The 17,917-nt window shown below is 30.4% G+C and carries 9 protein-coding genes; 6 read left to right on the forward strand and 3 right to left on the reverse strand.

The window, feature by feature from the left end:
* Nucleotides 1-800: 800 nt before the first annotated feature.
* From DAD81_RS13435 to DAD81_RS13445, 3 genes are all read right to left on the reverse strand, one after another.
* Nucleotides 801-4,100: an FG-GAP-like repeat-containing protein gene (locus DAD81_RS13435; RefSeq protein WP_111708801.1), complete on the reverse strand. Its 3,300-nt coding sequence runs from the start codon at nucleotides 4,098-4,100 to the stop codon at nucleotides 801-803.
* An 82-nt stretch (nucleotides 4,101-4,182) separates the two neighbouring features.
* A complete protein-coding gene (locus DAD81_RS13440; protein ID WP_111708802.1) occupies nucleotides 4,183-5,742 on the reverse strand; it encodes a RagB/SusD family nutrient uptake outer membrane protein in 1,560 nt (519 codons plus the stop codon).
* 20 nt (nucleotides 5,743-5,762) lie between these two features.
* Nucleotides 5,763-8,816 carry a SusC/RagA family TonB-linked outer membrane protein gene (locus DAD81_RS13445; protein WP_111708803.1) on the reverse strand — a complete coding sequence of 1,018 codons (3,054 nt, stop codon included), beginning with the start codon at nucleotides 8,814-8,816 and terminating at the stop codon, nucleotides 5,763-5,765.
* Nucleotides 8,817-9,642: 826 nt separating this feature from the next.
* Between DAD81_RS13445 and DAD81_RS13450 the strand changes: the two genes are divergently transcribed.
* From DAD81_RS13450 to DAD81_RS13475, 6 genes are all read left to right on the forward strand, one after another.
* The gene (locus tag DAD81_RS13450; RefSeq protein ID WP_111708804.1) at nucleotides 9,643-11,343 is read left to right on the forward strand and encodes a CRTAC1 family protein; all 1,701 of its coding nucleotides are present in this window, start codon (nucleotides 9,643-9,645) and stop codon (nucleotides 11,341-11,343) included.
* 6 nt (nucleotides 11,344-11,349) lie between these two features.
* Nucleotides 11,350-12,777 carry an HzsA-related protein gene (locus DAD81_RS13455; protein ID WP_157961133.1) on the forward strand — a complete coding sequence of 476 codons (1,428 nt, stop codon included), beginning with the start codon at nucleotides 11,350-11,352 and terminating at the stop codon, nucleotides 12,775-12,777.
* A 2-nt stretch (nucleotides 12,778-12,779) separates the two neighbouring features.
* Nucleotides 12,780-14,816, forward strand: a complete 2,037-nt coding sequence (locus DAD81_RS13460; RefSeq protein WP_111708806.1) for a YVTN family beta-propeller repeat protein — start codon at nucleotides 12,780-12,782, stop codon at nucleotides 14,814-14,816.
* An 83-nt stretch (nucleotides 14,817-14,899) separates the two neighbouring features.
* A complete protein-coding gene (locus tag DAD81_RS13465) occupies nucleotides 14,900-15,922 on the forward strand; it encodes a ligand-binding sensor domain-containing protein (protein ID WP_157961134.1) in 1,023 nt (340 codons plus the stop codon).
* 59 nt (nucleotides 15,923-15,981) lie between these two features.
* Nucleotides 15,982-16,578 carry a Rid family hydrolase gene (locus tag DAD81_RS13470; RefSeq protein WP_218939713.1) on the forward strand — a complete coding sequence of 199 codons (597 nt, stop codon included), beginning with the start codon at nucleotides 15,982-15,984 and terminating at the stop codon, nucleotides 16,576-16,578.
* A gap of 11 nt (nucleotides 16,579-16,589) precedes the next feature.
* Complete coding sequence (locus tag DAD81_RS13475) at nucleotides 16,590-17,903, forward strand: ABC transporter substrate-binding protein (protein ID WP_111708808.1); 1,314 nt, start codon at nucleotides 16,590-16,592, stop codon at nucleotides 17,901-17,903.
* Nucleotides 17,904-17,917 lie beyond the last annotated feature (14 nt).

The raw sequence follows: 17,917 nt of genomic DNA on the forward strand, positions 1-17,917 counted from the left end.
CAATAAACAAAGAATCAAATATAATATTACTCGTTAGATAATACAATAAACAATACTGTTTTAATTTATTTTCTCAACTTGTAATTTAAACCTATATTTCTAGAACTTAATACAATTCTAACATTATAAAACCCAAGCTCTAATTATTATCTATAATATAAAAAACAGATAGCCCGAGTTTTTTCTAAACTATAATTTTCTTTTAAAAACTACTTTTTCCTTTAATAGGTGATGTTAGCTTTTAATTAGAAAGCAATAGTTTATAACGCCCTAACTTAAATCAATTATAGCATTTCTTTTACTTACTTTAAAAATAGCACATTTATTCTCTAATGAAAATTTAATTTCTTACCGTTTAGTGAACCCAAACCAGACTTAAAATAAACTTTATATTCTAATGACACTTTTTGTTTAGAAATGAAAAATCTCAAACCATATTTAAAACAATATGATTTGAGATTAATACAAACTAAACTTAAGTTTTATTTTATTCTAAAACACCAAAATGGGCAAAAATTAAATGAATACCTTTCTTATAACCGAAGATATTTTAACGCTTCTTAGCTTTTATTTTTATTTGAACATTATAAAGATAAAATATTTCAAGTTATTAACTTGGTTATCACTGGTCAACAACAAGTAATATTTAACCAAATGTTAGAAAAATAAAATTTCTGATAGTGAACTTGTTACAAAATGACTAACAAAGAACTAAATACTATTGTTTTCTTACAATTCGTTTTTTATTAACTTTTTAAGTTAAACTAACTTAGTTATATTAAAAAGAACAAGATGCAAACTTATTTGTTAAATTGGATCAGTTTTAAGTATTCACTATTAATTGAAAATAAATAGGCATCCGTAGAATTATTATTTATTTTAATAGGAGCTAACCCTCTTACATCTCCCTTTACAAACAAATTACTTTCAGAAGGTGTAACTACATTAAAAACCTTATTTCCAGTACCCGTTAATACAAGTCCTAGGCTAGCATCACCTCTTGGCGTTTCAACTTCGGATCCATAAATATTTCCAGCTAATAAAATATCTGGATATTCATCTCCATTATAATCAAAAACCTCAAATTTATTTATAGCTGCTAATTGAGCTCTTTGTGGTAATTTATGCATTTTAAATATTCCATCTCCCTTATTTTCTATCCAATAATTTGCAAATGTATTTGCGGAATAGTGCAATGATTTTTCTAACATTTGCTCCCCATATATTTCTTGTAAATCAGCATTCGCATAAGCTTCATAGGTTTTAAATCTAACTTTAATTGCATGTACTTGTTGTGATGAACATTCCCTACCTCTTAATGGTAATTGTGTTCCTTCCTTCTTATAACTCAATACCACATCCATACTATTATTTTCGTCAAAATCATTAGCAAAAACTTCAAATGGCACCTTTTCACTTGCTTTGTATTTATAGTTTAAACCTAAATTTCCAGCTAAATAATCATTATCTCCATCTCCATCCAAATCGGCCTTTTTTAAACTATACCACCAACCAGTACTTTTTTCAAAACCAAACTCTTCAGTTTTTTCCTTAAAACTTCCATTTGTGTTTTTAAAAAAACGAATTGGAGTCCATTCACCTGCAATTATTAAATCTAAAGTACCGTCGTTATTAAAATCGTCCCAAATTGCAGAAGTTATTAATCCTGCTTCATTTAACTCTAGTAAAACTTGGTTAGTAACATCTACAAAACGTAAATCTAAATCTTTACCCCCATTATTCTTTAAAATAGAACTTTTAGCGGGGAAAGGATATTTTCCTGGAATTATTCTTCCTCCTACAAATAAATCAGTTAACCCATCTTTATCAAAATCCCCCGGACTAACCATTAAACCACTAAATATTATACTTGGTAATACTTTATCTCCTTTCACAAATCCATTTTGAGTATTGATATAAATTCTATCTTGAAAAAAACTTTCCTCTTTTCTCTTATCATTACCACCACTTACAACATACAAATCTAAATCATTGTCATTATCAAAATCAAACAGTAAAACTTCCATATCTTCATATTGAGCGTCTTGTTCCCAAGGCCCATTCATAATTGTAAATTTCCCTTCAATATTCTGTATATACATTGCTGCCGAACTTCCGGTAGCATTACCTACAAAAAAGTCTTCTAAACCATCTCCATTAACATCTCCAACGGTAACACCCGAACCAAATTGAGAATTCTTATGAGGAAGTAAAGGCTCAAATTTAAAATCGTTATAACTATTTTCGGTATGTTTAAAATCAATCCCTTTTAACGTTGTAACATCCTCAAATTTATGAGTAATAACCTCTTTATATCTATTTACTTCTAACGCATTTTTATAGTTAACCTTTAACTCTTGATTTGAATTTACATTGCTAATTATTTGCTCTTCACCTTTTGGCCAAACAACTTTAACCTCATCAACTTTTGTAACATTATTTAAACCAAAATGAATTTTAGCGTCCACACTAGATTGAAACCCTCTAGTTAATGTTAATTCTTGTTTTTGAACTTCATCACCAGTTTTTATAACTATTTTAGTACCTAATCCTAATGGATTACTTTCTGACCCTATTAATTTAATATCTAAATAATTTTTATTCGTAGTTTCAGTTTTATTTTCAAACACTGATGCTACATCTCCTAAATTGTTTATTACAATATCTAAATCACCATCATTATCTAAATCGGCATATGATGCACCGGTTGAAAACCCTACATATTTTAAGTTCCATTCATCGTTTACTCTAGAGAAAGTAAAATCTCCGTTATTCTTAAACACGTAGTTATCAAGTGGTGTACTAGGATATTTCAAATAATCTAAATGATTCGTTTTCCCAAAAAAACTTTTTGAACTAAATTCATCATTTATGTCGTTATTGTTTACATCTCTCATCATACCGTTAGTAATGATTATATCCTTTAATCCATCATTATTAAAATCGGCAAATAAAGCTCCCCAACTCCAATCTGTTGCGTGAATTCCTGCTATACGCGCAATATTACTAAATATTGGTACATTGTTATAAGTACCATTATTTAGTTGTAAACTATTTTGCATATATTGGTAATGAAAACCAAAATTTACACCTTCGTAAAATCTTTCAGGATTCATACTTGCCATATTGGTTTTAGATCTTTTATGAGTGGAAGGAGTCATTTCCATCTGAACAATATCAATCAAACCATCATTGTTAAAATCGGCTGCATCAGACCCCATACCAAACATTGAAATTTGATTCGTTGCTTCTTTTACAGATTCTTTAAACGTACCGTCTCCATTATTTAAATAAATAAAATCTGGCACATTAAAATCATTTGAAACAAATAGATCTTGAAAACCATCATTATTTAAATCTGAAGCAACAACCCCTAAAGTCATTCCAAAATTCTGTACTCCAGCTTCTCGTGTAACATCTTTAAAAGTTCCATTTCCATTATTTTTAAATAAATGACCAGACTCATAATCTAAATTATCATCCATTTTCACTCTATAGTACGCATTTCCCTGACTTACTTGAACATGTGGGTAATTTCCAACAAATAAATCTACAAATCCATCATTGTCATAATCAAAAAAGGTTGCTTGAATGGAAGCTGAACCATCTGCAATACCAAATTCCTCCGCTTTTTCAGTAAAAGTTCCATCGGTATTATTTATAAATAGTTGATTTTTAGAAGATCCAAATTTCCCTCCCGAACAAACATATATATCTATCCATCCATCATTATTTACATCGGCCATTGTTGTTCCTGTATACCACCTACTATCTCCTTGTGTACCTGATTTTTTTGTAATATCCTCAAACTTCATATCTCCTTTGTTCAGAAATAATTTATTAGGAGTCATATTACCCGTAAAATAAATATCAGAAAGACCATCATTATTTATATCACCTATTGAAACCCCAGCACCCATATATAGGTAAGGAAACTTAAAATAATTTAAAGTATCATTCTCTACAATATTGTTAGAGAAATTAACACCTGATTGATCAGCATTTAAACTTATAAATGTAGTTGTATTATTTCCTTCTGTTTTCTTTGTTTCACAAGAAACGAAGGCTAAAATTATTAATAGAAAATTAATTCTATACATGAGATTATTGTTTATGGGTAAAAATAAAAAAAAGGAACCATGTAAAACATGGTTCCTTCAAAATATTAAAAAAAATTAATTTTTAGTAACCAGGATTTGGTACAAAATTTGGGTTTGTATCCAACTCATTCTGTGGAATAGCGATATATTCTCTACCCGCTTTGTATGAACTTGTTCCTCCACTTTCAGATTTCAACTCAGGTTTGTTTACAATATATTCAACAACTTTACCCCAACGTAAAATATCAAAGTATCTTGTACGCTCTAAACTAAGCTCTTTAACTCTCTCATCTTCTATATCTTGCATAGTAATACTTGTAAAAGGTGGCATATCTACCCTTGCTCTTACTTGATTAATTGCATTTAAGGCAGCAGTAGTTGAACCATTTGTCATAAATTCTGCTTCTGCATACATTAATAAAACATCAGCATATCTTAATATTCTTAAGTTATTTCCTGAACCGTGCCATCCACCATCTTGAGAATTTGCACGTCCGTTAAATGCGTGATCTAAATGTTTATTTGCCCACACTAAGTCTCCACCAGGGAATACTTCTTGATATGTTTTATCTGTATAGGTTCTAGGAGATAATACATTACCTTGATAAGTAGTTGTCTCATCAGTATCAAAGAATAATGTTGTAAAAGTTCTTGGATCAATTTCTCCATTCACAGTTCTTTCATCTAAAAACTTATCTAACACCCATTGGTTAATTCTAGTACCATCTTGTCCTGTAAAACCTCTTGGTGCTAAATCTGCATGGAACCCTGCTCCCTTTCCAGAACCTGGTGCATCACTTCCCCAACCTTGGTTACCATCATTAATCATTTGAATTTCAAATAATGATTCAGAATTGTTCTCTTTAGTCTCAGTAAAGTTATCAGCATAATCAGCTGTTAAATTAAAACGACCATCCATTATAGTTGAAAATGCTTCTTTTGCACTATCGTAATCTTTTGTATATAAATATGCTTTTCCTAACATACCAATAGCACCACCAGAAGTAATTCTACCTTTTTGACCATCAGGCCAAGCATTAGGTAATAAATCTCCTGCCATTTTTAAATCTGAAATAATTTGTACCCAAACCTCTTCTGGAGGTGTTTGTGTAATATCTCCAATAGGATCTGCAATCTCACTTATTGGCAATGTAATTAATGGCACATTTAACCAGCTCTGAACTAAACACATATAATTATATGCTCTAATAAAATAAGCTTCTCCAAGAATATTATTCTTGGCAGTTTCATCCATATCAATATTTGGCACATTAAATAAAACTTCATTTGCTCTACTCACTCCTTTATACATAGATGCCCAAACCCATTTGGTTCCATTTGAATTTGAAACTCCGTTGAATGAACCTAAAGCAGTTCTTTCAGACGTTCCGTAAGGATTAGTTACATCATCTCTATAATCTGATGCGAAAATTTCAAATCTAGAGTAATACCAAATATGTGTAAATGCACTATATGCACCAATAATACCCTTTTCTGCATCAGACTGATCTAGCCAAAATAAGTCTGGCGTAAATGCATTTGGATTTGGTTGATCCAAAAGATCTTCTGCGCAATTAACTGATAGTAATAAAATACCAGTCATTGCAATTATAGTTTTTAAATAATTATATTTTTTTCTCATTTTTTAACTGTTTTTTATTATTAAAATGACACTTGTAATCCTAATTGGTAAGTTCTTGGCACAGGATAAGACCCTTCATCTACACCAGAATTGAATATTTTTGTTGAGTTTCCTCTTCCTCCTCTTCCAATTTCAGGATAATAACCAGTATAATCTGTAATTGTAAATAAATTTGTTGCAGAAACATAGAATCTTACTTTAGCTATTTTTATTTTCTCCAACACATTTTCTGGTAAAGAATACCCAATTTGTGCATTTTTCAATCTTAAGTAAGATCCATTTTCTAAATAAAAATCTGACATTCTTCTGTTAAATCCAGGGTCACTCAAAGTGTTTCTTGGAATATTAGAAGAAGTATTTTCAGGTGTCCATGCATTTAATGCATCAGCCAAATAGTTTCCTTCCGTATCAAAATATCCTCTGTATTTAACTCCATTTAATATCTTATTCCCAGATACACCGTTAAAGAATAAACTAATATCAAAATCTTTATAATCAGCAGAAACATTAATACCATACATAAAGTTTGGTGTTGGATTTCCAATATAAGTTTGATCATCTACATCTACATCCCCATCTCCATCTAAATCTTTAAATCTTATGTCTCCAGCTTGTGGATTTGCTTGATCATTTGCTGCATCTGCCTCTGCATCTGTTTGATAAATTCCATCTCTTACATATCCAAAGAATGAAGAAATAGGCTCACCAATATCAGTTTTTGTTCCTAATAAACCATTAGATGTAAATCCACCAGCAATTATTGGAGTTGCATTACCAAGAGCGGTAACTTCATTATTTATAATAGAAAAGTTAGCTGAAGCATTAAAATTAACTTCACCAAATTGATCATTATATCCAGCTATAAATTCAAAACCTTTATTTTTAATACTTGCCGTGTTAAAAGGCACATCATTATCAAACCCTGTATATAAAGATGGACGTAAAGCAACCAAAACATCTTCAGAGTTTTTAATAAAGTAATCCATTGTAACATTCAATTTATTATCTAAAGCCTCAAATTCAAGACCAATATCTGTAGTTTTTGTTGTTTCCCAAGTAATATTACTATTTACACCTTTTGTTATAGAGTAACCAGGATATCTAACTTGAGGATCACCAAGAACACTTTCACTATTTAAGTTTAATTCAGGATAAATAGCATAAATAGCAACGTTATCAGAACCTATCTCACCATAACTACCTCTTAATTTAATATCAGTAAGTGTTTCAAAATTTTCCATAAATTTCTCGTTACTTATATTCCAACCTAAAGCAGCTGAAGGGAATGTTCCCCATCTTAAATCTTCTTTAAACAATGAAGATCCATCACGACGTATAGTAGCCGTTAATAAATATCTTTCATCATAGCTATAACTAACTCTTCCAAAATATGATTGAATCCCTTTAGTTAAATCTTCTGAAGGCATTTGAGTAAAATCTGCTGCTGCTGATGCCACTCTAATATCGTTATTAGGAAAATCTCTAGCTACAACACCTAAATACCTAGTGTTAGAAACTTGCTCAGTATACCCAGCAATTACATCTACTTTATGATCTCCAAATTCTTTTTTATAGTTTAATGTATTCTCAACTAATGTAGATAAGTAATTTGTATTTGTTTCCTTAAGTTCTGCATAATCAGTATTACCTTCTGAAGCTTCATTAAACACATAAAGAGGTGTAAATGTGTAGTTATTATTGGCATAAGACTCTAAACCTAGGTTCAACTTATATGTTAATCCTTCAATAATCTCTAAAGATGCTCCAATATTTCCAATAATAGCATTTCTAGTTACAGTTCTATCTTCAATAGAAGCTAAACCTAAGGAGTTAATTGAACTACCAACACCGTAATAAGATGAAAATGATTCATCAGGAAAATCTGTAGCACTCCAATTTCCATCATCATCTTTTGTTCTTATCGTTGGAATCAATCCTCTTTCTTTATTAAAATAATTATTCGGATTGTTTTCTGTTCTTGTTAAACCTACAGCTGATTCTAATTTAAAAATACCTTTTTTTAATCCAGCATTAAATCTTGCTGTAGTTCTTTTATAACTAGATTCCCTAACTATACCGTCTTGATCAAAATGATTTAAAGAAACACTATATGTTCCATTTTCACCACCTCCATAAAACCTAACATTCATATTTTTTACCTGTGCAGTTCTTAAAGATTCATTTTGAATATCACTTGTATATGCAGGATTAAATGCTGTGTCATTTGCCGGAGCTCTATCAATACCATCATTATCTCTTGCTCTATTAGAAATTGCAGCATATTGTTCTGCCGTTGCATAATCTATAGTGTTAATAACTTTTTGTATTCCATAACTCACATCTGCGTCAATTCCAATTTGTCCCTTAACACCTTTTTTAGTAGTTACTATAATAACACCATTTGCTGCTCTAGAACCGTAAATTGCACTTGCAGAAGCATCTTTTAAAACAGAAATAGATTCAATATCTCCTGGGTTAATAGAACTCATACTTCCTGTTAACATACCATCAATAACATATAACGGACCTGCATCAGAAAGAGTACCAGACCCTCTAATAGTTACAACAGGACCTCCTCCTGGAGTACCTCCTGGAGCTGTTACGCTAACACCTGCCATTCTACCTTGTAATGCCTCAGTAGCATTACTATAAGTATATTTTTCAATTTCCTTTGAGTCTACAACACCTACAGAACCTGTTACATCTGATTTAGATTGTATTCCGTAACCTACAATAACAACCTCATCAAGACTATTAGCATCTTCAGCTAAAGAAACATTTATTGATTTTTCACCGTTAATACTTATACTTTTAGTTACAAACCCAATAAAACTAAATACTAATTTTCCATTACTATCTGCAGTAATAGTATAGTTTCCGTTAAAATCAGTTTGCGTACCAATTGTGGTTCCCTCTAAAAGAACATTTGCCCCGGGCAATGGCTGATTTTGTCCGTCAGTCACAATACCAGTAATGGTAATGTTCTGTGCATTCATATGATGCACTGATAAAATTAATAAAAACAGCAACAATGTGCTTGTTTTTTTCAATTGCTTAAATAATGTTTTTTTCATAAATATAATATTTGGTTAAAATAAAAATTTGACACCATAAATCTATTAATAATTAATTATTCAAAAAAAACATTCGGATCAAATGATGCAACAGATGATTTAGCACGGGTGAAATATGACCATTATAGGGTAATATCTGACTATTTCTAAAGTGACAGGATGTTTTTATCTTATTCTAATTTTAAACATGCACAAACTTTAAAAAAACTAGAACAAACTTATACCTTCTAATTAAGTGCATTTTTCATACTATTCTTTTTTCTAATTATTATGAAATAGAAGCTCTAAATATTCTATTAGATATTACTAAATAAAACAAAATATTTCCACTTAAATAAATCAGATTGAATTCCCAAAGCACAAAACCTCAAATAGTGGCGAAAGAAAAAATCATTCAAATTTTAACAGTTTGAACACATCAAAAATTAGCAAATAGTTTAACAGATGATTATCAGTGCGCTACACCTTTAAAACTTGTTATGAGATAAAAAAACACAATACCTTCACCTTAAAATATTTTTCAAAATACTGATTATCAATATAGTAGTTTAATAAATTTTTAATCATTATATGATTTAAATCATACAATGATTAAAATCAATAATATATTTTTGCTAAGTATTTATTATTTTTAGATTAATAAAAAAATGACTAGTAGTAGCTATAATTAGTCTAATTAAAAAACTCTCAAAAATATAATTAATCTAAGTATTAAGCTTTTTTAGAATAGTAAATATTAAAATAATAGAGGTTTTTATAAAAGAAAATAAAGAGTACTTTTTCTTTTATTATAATTAAAACAGCATAAAAATAGATTATTAATATAATGCACATAAAAAATTATAATTTCAGATATTCAAATAAATACAACTCTTATATTTTCCTTTTAATAATAGTAATTTTTACTGGGTGTAATTTAAATTCTAATTCTCCATCTAATTCAAATAATAAAACCGTTTACACAATTCCAGAAGAAAATAATGAATTTTTTCAAGAGATTGGTCAAGAAATCGGATTGAATTTCACACATTCCATTGGCTCTAATGATATGAAAAATATTATAGAATCAGTTGGAGGCGGAGCTGCTTTTCTTGATTTCGATCAAGATGGTTATATTGATATTTACACTTGTAATGGAATTTGGTTGGAAGGTTTTAGTAAATGTGAAGAACCTGATAATTTACCTAAAAACCATTTATATAGAAATCTTCAAAACGGAACATTTGAAGATGTAACAGATAAAGCAGGAATTGATAATTCTACATATAGCATGGGAGTTACAATTGGAGATTATAATAATGACGGTTATCCTGATATATTTTTGAGTAATTATGGCGTTAATTCATTATTTAAAAACAATGGTAATGGAACTTTTTCAGATGTAACCAAAAAATCTAATCTAGGTGTTGGAAAAGCATGCAGTGTAGGAGCTGTATGGTTAGATTTTAATAATGATGGTTTATTAGACTTGTATGTTGGAAACTACTTAAGTTTTGACCCTGAATACAATTATTATTATGCTCCAGATGGATTTCCTGGTCCGTTAGCTTATGACAGTCAACCAGATGTTTTGTTTCTTAATAATGGAGATGAAACTTTTTCAGATGTAACCAAAGAAATGGGAATTGTTGATATTGATGGTAGAGCAATGGGAGTTGGAGCTGCAGATTATAACGATGATGGATTTGTAGATATTTACGTAGCTAATGATCACACAGTAAATTACTTATGGCAAAATAATCAAGGAAAAGGATTTATTAATAAGGGAACAATGTCTGGAACGGGATTTAGTCAGGCAGGTGAAGCCACTGTTAGTATGTCTGTAGATTTTGCTGATTATGATGGTGATGAATTATTAGACATGTTTATTTCAGACGATAATTATTGCTCGTTATATAAAAATTTAGGAAATGGAATATTTAGCGATAAATCCTATGTTGCTGGAATTTCAGTTGCTTCAGGTCAATTTGTAGGTTGGTCTTCTTCTTTTCTAGATTATGATAATGATGCAGATGTTGATATTTTTAAAGCAAATGGAGAATTGAAACATTTATATGGACAGGAAGATCAAATTTTTGAAAATGTAGACCTAGGAAAATTTAATGATGTTTCTGTAAATTTAGGAGCGTATTTTAAAGAAGAAAATGTAGGCCGTGGTGCTTGTTTGGGAGATTACGATAATGATGGTGATATAGATATTTTTATAGTTAATTTAAATAGTGCAAGTACATTTTTAAGAAATAATAAAGGGAACAATAACAACTGGATTACTTTAAACTTAATTGGCGAAACAAGCAATAGAGACGGAATTGGATCTAGAGTAAAAATTTCTTCAGGGGGTAAAATTCAAACCTCTCAGAAAAAAAGCACTTCTGGTTATCTTTCTCAAAACGACTCTAGATTACATTTTGGAATTTCTCAAAACGAAATTGTTGATTTTATTGAAATTAAATGGCCTTCTGGTAAAATTCAAACACTAGAGCAAATTAAGGCAAATCAGATTCTCACAATTAAAGAACCTAAATAAGTTTAAATGTCTAGAATTAATATAAATACACAATTGTTTTATTCCATAAGTTTATTTCTGATTTTATTAATGTCTTCTTGTAGTAAAACTTCATTTGAAGGTGAAATTATATTCACACAAGTTAAAGGTGATTTAACTGAAAGCAGTTTAAAAAATATAAATTGCAATAATTATTTCTCTAAATCTAGTATTGCTGCAATAAACCCAGTTAAAGGTAATGAAAGTTTGAAAATTCTTACGAAGGATTTTTACTCTGCTTGTGCGCCAAAAATTTCTTTTGACGGAGCTTTAATGATTTTTTCAGCTCAAAAAAATAAAGGTGACAAGTGGCAAATTTGGCAATTAGATTTATCTAATTTAAAATTTCAACAATTAGTTTTTTCAGAACAAAATTGTATTGATCCAAATTATCTTCCAACTGGACAAATTGTATTTAGTAAATATGTTTTAAGTAATGCAGAAAACGGAGGCTATGCTCTTTTCACTTGTAATTTTGATGGTTCTGAACTGCATCAAATAACCTTCAATCCACATTCTTATTTTTCCAGTATTGTACTTAAGGATGGACGATTATTAGCAATTAGTAAGCAATATTTCCCTGAAGATAAAAAAGGAGTGTTAATGATATCTAGACCTGACGGAAGTAAGCAAGATGTTTTTTATAAAAGTTCAAATACATATAATTTAATAAGTATTGGTTGTGAAACTGATAAAGGTGAAATTTTATTTATTGAGCAAAATACTTCGACCGAAGAATATAGAATTGTTTCAGTAAATTATAGTAACCCGTTAAACACTAGGGTTGAATTATCTAAAACTATTAAAGGAAGTTTTCATTTTGTGAATTCAAAAAATGATACTGAATTTGTTACATCATTTAAACCATCGTCTAATGACAGGTATGGAATTTATGAATATAATTCAATTAAAAACGCTATTGAAAAAGAGATTTATACAAATAGTGATTTTAATATTATTGATGTTGTATTAGTTGAAAAGAGAGAGCTCCCAAGAAAATTACCTAGTGAAATTAATCTAAATAAGAACACCGCTTTAATGGTGTGTCAAAACGCTAATCTAACTGATATAGAGACAATTGAAAACACTGACAACTATAAATCAAATAAAATTGAATTTATAGGTATTGATAAATCAATCGGTACAATTAATTTAGAAGATGATGGGTCATTTTATGTAAAAATGTTGGCTGATGTCCCGTTTAGAGTTCAAACTTTAAATAGTGAAGGAGATATTGTTAACGGACCAAGTAGTTGGATTTATTTGAGGCCGAATGAGAGAAGAGGTTGTGTTGGATGTCATGAAAATAAAGGGCTAGTTCCAGATAATATACAACCCCTTTCTGTTAGAAAATTTCCAATTGTGTTGCCTTCCCAAGAAAATAAAATTAATGCTAAAAAAGAATTAGTAAAATAGCTATGAAAAAAACTAGATTATTAATATTATTTGGAATTATACTTCTTCTTGTAGTTATAATTGCTTACCCTGGTAGAAAGTTAGCAAGAGCACATGTAAATGAAAGAACTGCAGTAACCGATCATCCCCTTTTGTGTAGTTCATGCCATTTGTATACTTCTCAAAACAAATACGTTTCTAAATTTATTAATGAAGATTATTTGTCGCCTTTTAATCTTGATATAATGAATGATGGCGAAAAACTTCTTGTTGTGGCTCAAGATGCCAATGCGTTGTTAGTTGTTGATACAAAAAGTAAAAAGGTTTTAAAAAATATAAATGTTGGTATTCATCCTCATAGCGTTATAATTGGTAAGGAGGAGAAATTTTGTTATGTAAGTAATCAATGGTCGGATAATATTTCAGTTATACATCTTAAAACATTAGCTGTTGTTGATACTATTAAAACGGGAAATGGGCCATCGGGTTTATCAATAAGTAATTCAGGAGAATATTTATATGCGGTCAATACATTTGGTTCTGATGTATCGGTAATAGATTTAGTATCAAAAGAAGAGATAAAAAGAATTTCAACAGGAAGTGATCCAACTGGCATTGCTTTATCTCCAAAGGGTAAAAATTTATATGTAACAAGCAGACGTGCTAAAATTGCTCCATATGGTGATCCCTTAATAAGTGAATTAACACTAATTAATGATAATACACAAAGATTAACAAAACAGATTAGTGTTCCATCTGCTTATTTAATGGAAAATATTGCATTTACACCATCGTCCGATTTAGCAATTATGACGTTAACTCGACCTAAAAATTTAGTACCAAGTATACAAGTTGAAGGTGGGTGGATGATGACTCACGGTATTGGAATTGTTGAGCAAAAAGAAGATGGTAAAATTATTCAATTATTATTAGATGAACCAAATTCTTATTATCCCAACCCATTTGATATAGTTATAACTCCAGATGGTAAAAAGGCTTTCGTCTCAAGTTCAGGTGTGGATTATATTTCTGTAATTTCAATGGATTCAATTAAAAATATTTTAGCCTCAACACCTGCCAAAAAGTTAAAATTGTACGCAAATACATTAGGAATTAGTAAGAGATTTGTTATAAAACGTATTAAAACAGGTGCAAATCCAAAAGGTCTTAAACTTTCTGCAGATGGAGAATTATTATATATAGCAGAGAATTTAGAAGATAAAATTGGAGTTATAAATACCAAAACATTAGAAAAAGAGCAATCTATTGATTTAGGTGGGCCAACTCGAATAACTGTAGCTCGTAAAGGAAGAAGACTTTTTAATAATGCAGGACACACTTTTCAAAATCAATATGCTTGCTATACATGTCATCCCGATAATCACGAGGATGGATTAGTATACAATATGGCAGGGAAAGATATGGGGAGAAATGTAACAAATACACAGTCTTTACGCGAAATTAAAGGAACGGCACCATTCAAGTGGAATGGTAAAAATCAAACTGTTTATAAACAAGATGGAATCCGATTTTCAACGGTCCTTACAAGAACAGAACAATTTAGTTATGATGATTTAGATGCGATAACAGCTTATATAAAAACAGGAATTAAATACCCTCCTAATTTAATGAACAACCCTTCAGGGGAATTAACTGAATCTCAGTATAGAGGGAAAAAACTTTTTAATAGATCTATTGATAATTCAGGTAAAGAAATACCTGAAAATGGCAGATGTGTTACTTGTCATCCAGCACCATTTTACACAAATTTACAGTTGGCGGATGTTGGTACTTTATCAGAAAGTGATGATCCAATTTTATTTGACACACCTCATTTAAATAACATTTATTCTTCTGCTCCTTATTTACATGATGGACGTGCCGAGACACTGGAAGAAATTTGGACGCTTTACGGAGAAGAAGATGAACATGGCTATGTAAATGATATGACTAAAATCCAATTAAATGATTTGGTTGCATATCTAAAATCTTTAAGAGGACCCGAATATGAAAAAAGCAAACCAGAAAGTTATGCTAATGTTCATTTAACTAATAAGTAAAGGTTAATATTATGATATTTACACGATTTATAAAATATTTAAAAGTCACAGTTTTAACAATTGTTATTTTTTCTATTTGTTTTTTGAAGTTTGATTTAAATGCTCAAAATTCATCAATTCCAGTTTTTGGTAATTGGAAAAATTTCACTGTAAAAGATGGTCTTCCTAGTGATAAAACCTATTGTGTTCGTATAGATGGAGATCGTGTATTAGTAGGAACACATGATGGTTTAGCTGTATACGAGAATAACACATGGAAAACCTATACTTCTGAAGATGGCCTTGCACATAACGGAGTTTTATCCATTGATGTTTGTAAATTAACTGGCGATGTTTGGATTGGTACTATGGGAGGATTAACACGTTGGGTTTCTGGTAAATTTGAAAATTTTAATCAATTTAATAGCGGAATGCCAAATGATTTAATCTATTCTGTTATCTGTGATGAAAAATATGTTTGGGTTGCAACCGGAGGAGGCGCAGGACAATACAATACACACACTAAAAAATGGGAAATATTTACGGAAGAAAACGCTCCAATGCATGAACCTTGGACTTATGGCGTTTGTGCTGGAGACGATAATATTTATATTGCTGCTTGGGGTGGTGGAGTTATTGAATATGCAAAAAAAACAAAAAAATTTAGAGATCATGTAGATCCAGATGGGAATATGGAAATTGATCTTTTTCCAGACGATGGTGTTGTACATGATATAACAACAGGAACTTCTTGGGCAAATGGAAATTTATGGGTGGCAACTTATTTTGGTTTGAGTAAATATGATGGTGTTCATTGGAAAGGTTATTTTGACCATGATAGTGGTTTAGCAAGTAATTTTATCAATTATGTTAAAGCAGAAGGTTCTGTAGCATATCTATGCACGGATAAAGGATTGAGTTGTACAGATGGCACAAATTGGGTAACCTATACTAAAAATAAAAATAACGTAAATGGAAAAGTTGTTTTTACCAAAGGAGAAAACATAAAAGAAATAACAATGTCACCTTCAATATCTCACAATTTCACTTTAGGTGTAGATATTAAAAAAGATGTTATTTGGGTTGCTACTTCAAAAGGGATAAGTAGAGGGGAATTAAAAAAGTAAATTTAGTTAAATAAGATTTCTAAATCTCAAAATTTAAATAATAACAAAACATTAGAATTATGAATGATATAGTAGATAAAAAAGATAGTAAAGAGATGTTAATTGATCTATCAAAACTTACTGATGGAGAAATTATTGAAATGAAAAAATTGGGAATTTTAACCGAAGATCATAAAATTAGTGAGAATATATTCCCTTCAATTCATGACGAAAGACCACCTATTGAAAAGCATGTTGTTAATGTACCTCATACACTTAACGAAGCTTATAATTATGAAAAACCATCTTCATTTTCTAGAGCTTTACGTTTAGATTTAGGAGGCTATAAAGTGCTATTAATTTCTGGTACAGCAAGTGTTAATGATGAAGGGAAACCTGAACATATAGGAGATTTTAAAGCTCAATTATGGAGAACCTATGTTAATATTACCAATCTTCTTGAGGCTGAAGGAATGTCTTGGCATGATGTAGTTAGAACAACAAATTACCTTAGAGATATAGAAAGAGATTATGATGAATTCAATAAAATACGCACATCATTTTACCGTTGGTTAGGATTGGATCCTTTACCAGCTGCTACGGGAATTCAAGTAAGATTATGTTGGGAAACCTTATTGGTTGAAATAGAAGTATACGCAATTTGCAAATCAAAATAAACTATTAAAGAATGAAACGTCACTACTGGGTATTTGGAATTTTCATCTTATTTTTCATGTTTCAGGGTGAAAAAATAATTGGTCAAGAAAAAAAAGAAAAAAAGGTTATGTATGGGAATACACCAGATGATTTTTTCCCTTATAACAATTTTCAAAAGGCTTATAAATATCATTTTCTCGAGCCTGTTCAATTTTATGGAGCAGGTCGCGAGAAACTACCGCCAAAAGATATAAAAGAAGTTCGAATTGGTTTTTTAGGTCCTCTAGATGGTTCTCCTATTGTTCCTTTAGGGAAACAAATGTTAAACGGAGCAACTTTAGCTATTTTAGAGGCAAACAGAAAAGATGGCTATAACGGTATTCCATATAAACTAATGATTCATAATGATGTTGGCTTATGGGGCGCTGCTGCCAATGAAGTTGTAAAAATGGATGGTGAAAAAGTATGGGTTTGGTTAGGTTCCATTGATGATACTGTATCTCATGTTGCTTTAAGAGCTACATTAAAAATGGAAATAATGATGGTCTGCACAGGAGATCCAGATCCTACTTTTACAGAAACAAGTATTCCTTGGATGATTCGTGTTATAAGTGATGATAGACAAAGTGGTTATGCGTTAGCTTCGTATATTTTTAATAAAGAGAAGCATAAGCGTGTGGCTGTAATTAGAACTAATAGTCGTTATGGCCGCGTGGGTATTATGGAGTATTCAGAAGTTGCTACTCGATTAGGGCACCCAATGATGATTGAGGAGCGATTTAATGAAGGTGAAGAAGACTTTAAAATGCAATTAGCAAATATCCAAAGATCAAAACCAGATGCTGTACTAATTTGGGGAAATGCAAAGGAATCAGCGCTTATAGTGAAACAAATTAGAGCAATGGGTATGGCATTACCAATATTTGCTTCAGATAGAGTTGTAAGTGAAGAATTTTTAAAAATTGCAGGCTCAGATGCAGAAGGAATTGTATCTACTAGCCCTTATAATCCGGATGCTGATAATCCAAAATTGAAAAAATTTAGAGCGGATTATATTAAACAATACAACCAAGAGCCAAATGCTTTTGCTGCTCATGCATATGATGGAATGAATCTGATTATTAAAGCAATTCAAAAAGTTGGATTAAATAGAGTTTTAATAAGAGATGTACTAACAGATTTAGAAACTTTTCAAGGCTATGAAGGCGTTACAGGAAAGATTATTTTAGATGGAAGTTGGAATGACATTGGAGATGTTTTTATAGCAAAAATGAAAAATGGAAAATTCAATTATTCTTCTACACCCAAAATGAAAAGACATTCTAGTAAATCAGTTGGTTATTAAATTGTATTATTAGT

It is taken from the genome of Lutibacter citreus, assembly GCF_003260195.1.
GTDB lineage: Bacteria > Bacteroidota > Bacteroidia > Flavobacteriales > Flavobacteriaceae > Lutibacter > Lutibacter citreus.

Excerpts from the sequence above, each read along its gene's own strand:
- DAD81_RS13445 (WP_111708803.1), bottom strand. The coding sequence starts at position 8,816 with ATGAAAAAAACATTATTTAAGCAATTGAAAAAAACAAGCACATTGTTG.
- DAD81_RS13460 (WP_111708806.1), top strand. The coding sequence starts at position 12,780 with ATGAAAAAAACTAGATTATTAATATTATTTGGAATTATACTTCTTCTT.
- DAD81_RS13440 (WP_111708802.1), bottom strand. The coding sequence starts at position 5,742 with ATGAGAAAAAAATATAATTATTTAAAAACTATAATTGCAATGACTGGT.
- DAD81_RS13475 (WP_111708808.1), top strand. The coding sequence starts at position 16,590 with ATGAAACGTCACTACTGGGTATTTGGAATTTTCATCTTATTTTTCATG.
- DAD81_RS13455 (WP_157961133.1), top strand. The coding sequence starts at position 11,350 with ATGTCTAGAATTAATATAAATACACAATTGTTTTATTCCATAAGTTTA.
- DAD81_RS13470 (WP_218939713.1), top strand. The coding sequence starts at position 15,982 with ATGAATGATATAGTAGATAAAAAAGATAGTAAAGAGATGTTAATTGAT.
- DAD81_RS13435 (WP_111708801.1), bottom strand. The coding sequence starts at position 4,100 with ATGTATAGAATTAATTTTCTATTAATAATTTTAGCCTTCGTTTCTTGT.
- DAD81_RS13450 (WP_111708804.1), top strand. The coding sequence starts at position 9,643 with ATGCACATAAAAAATTATAATTTCAGATATTCAAATAAATACAACTCT.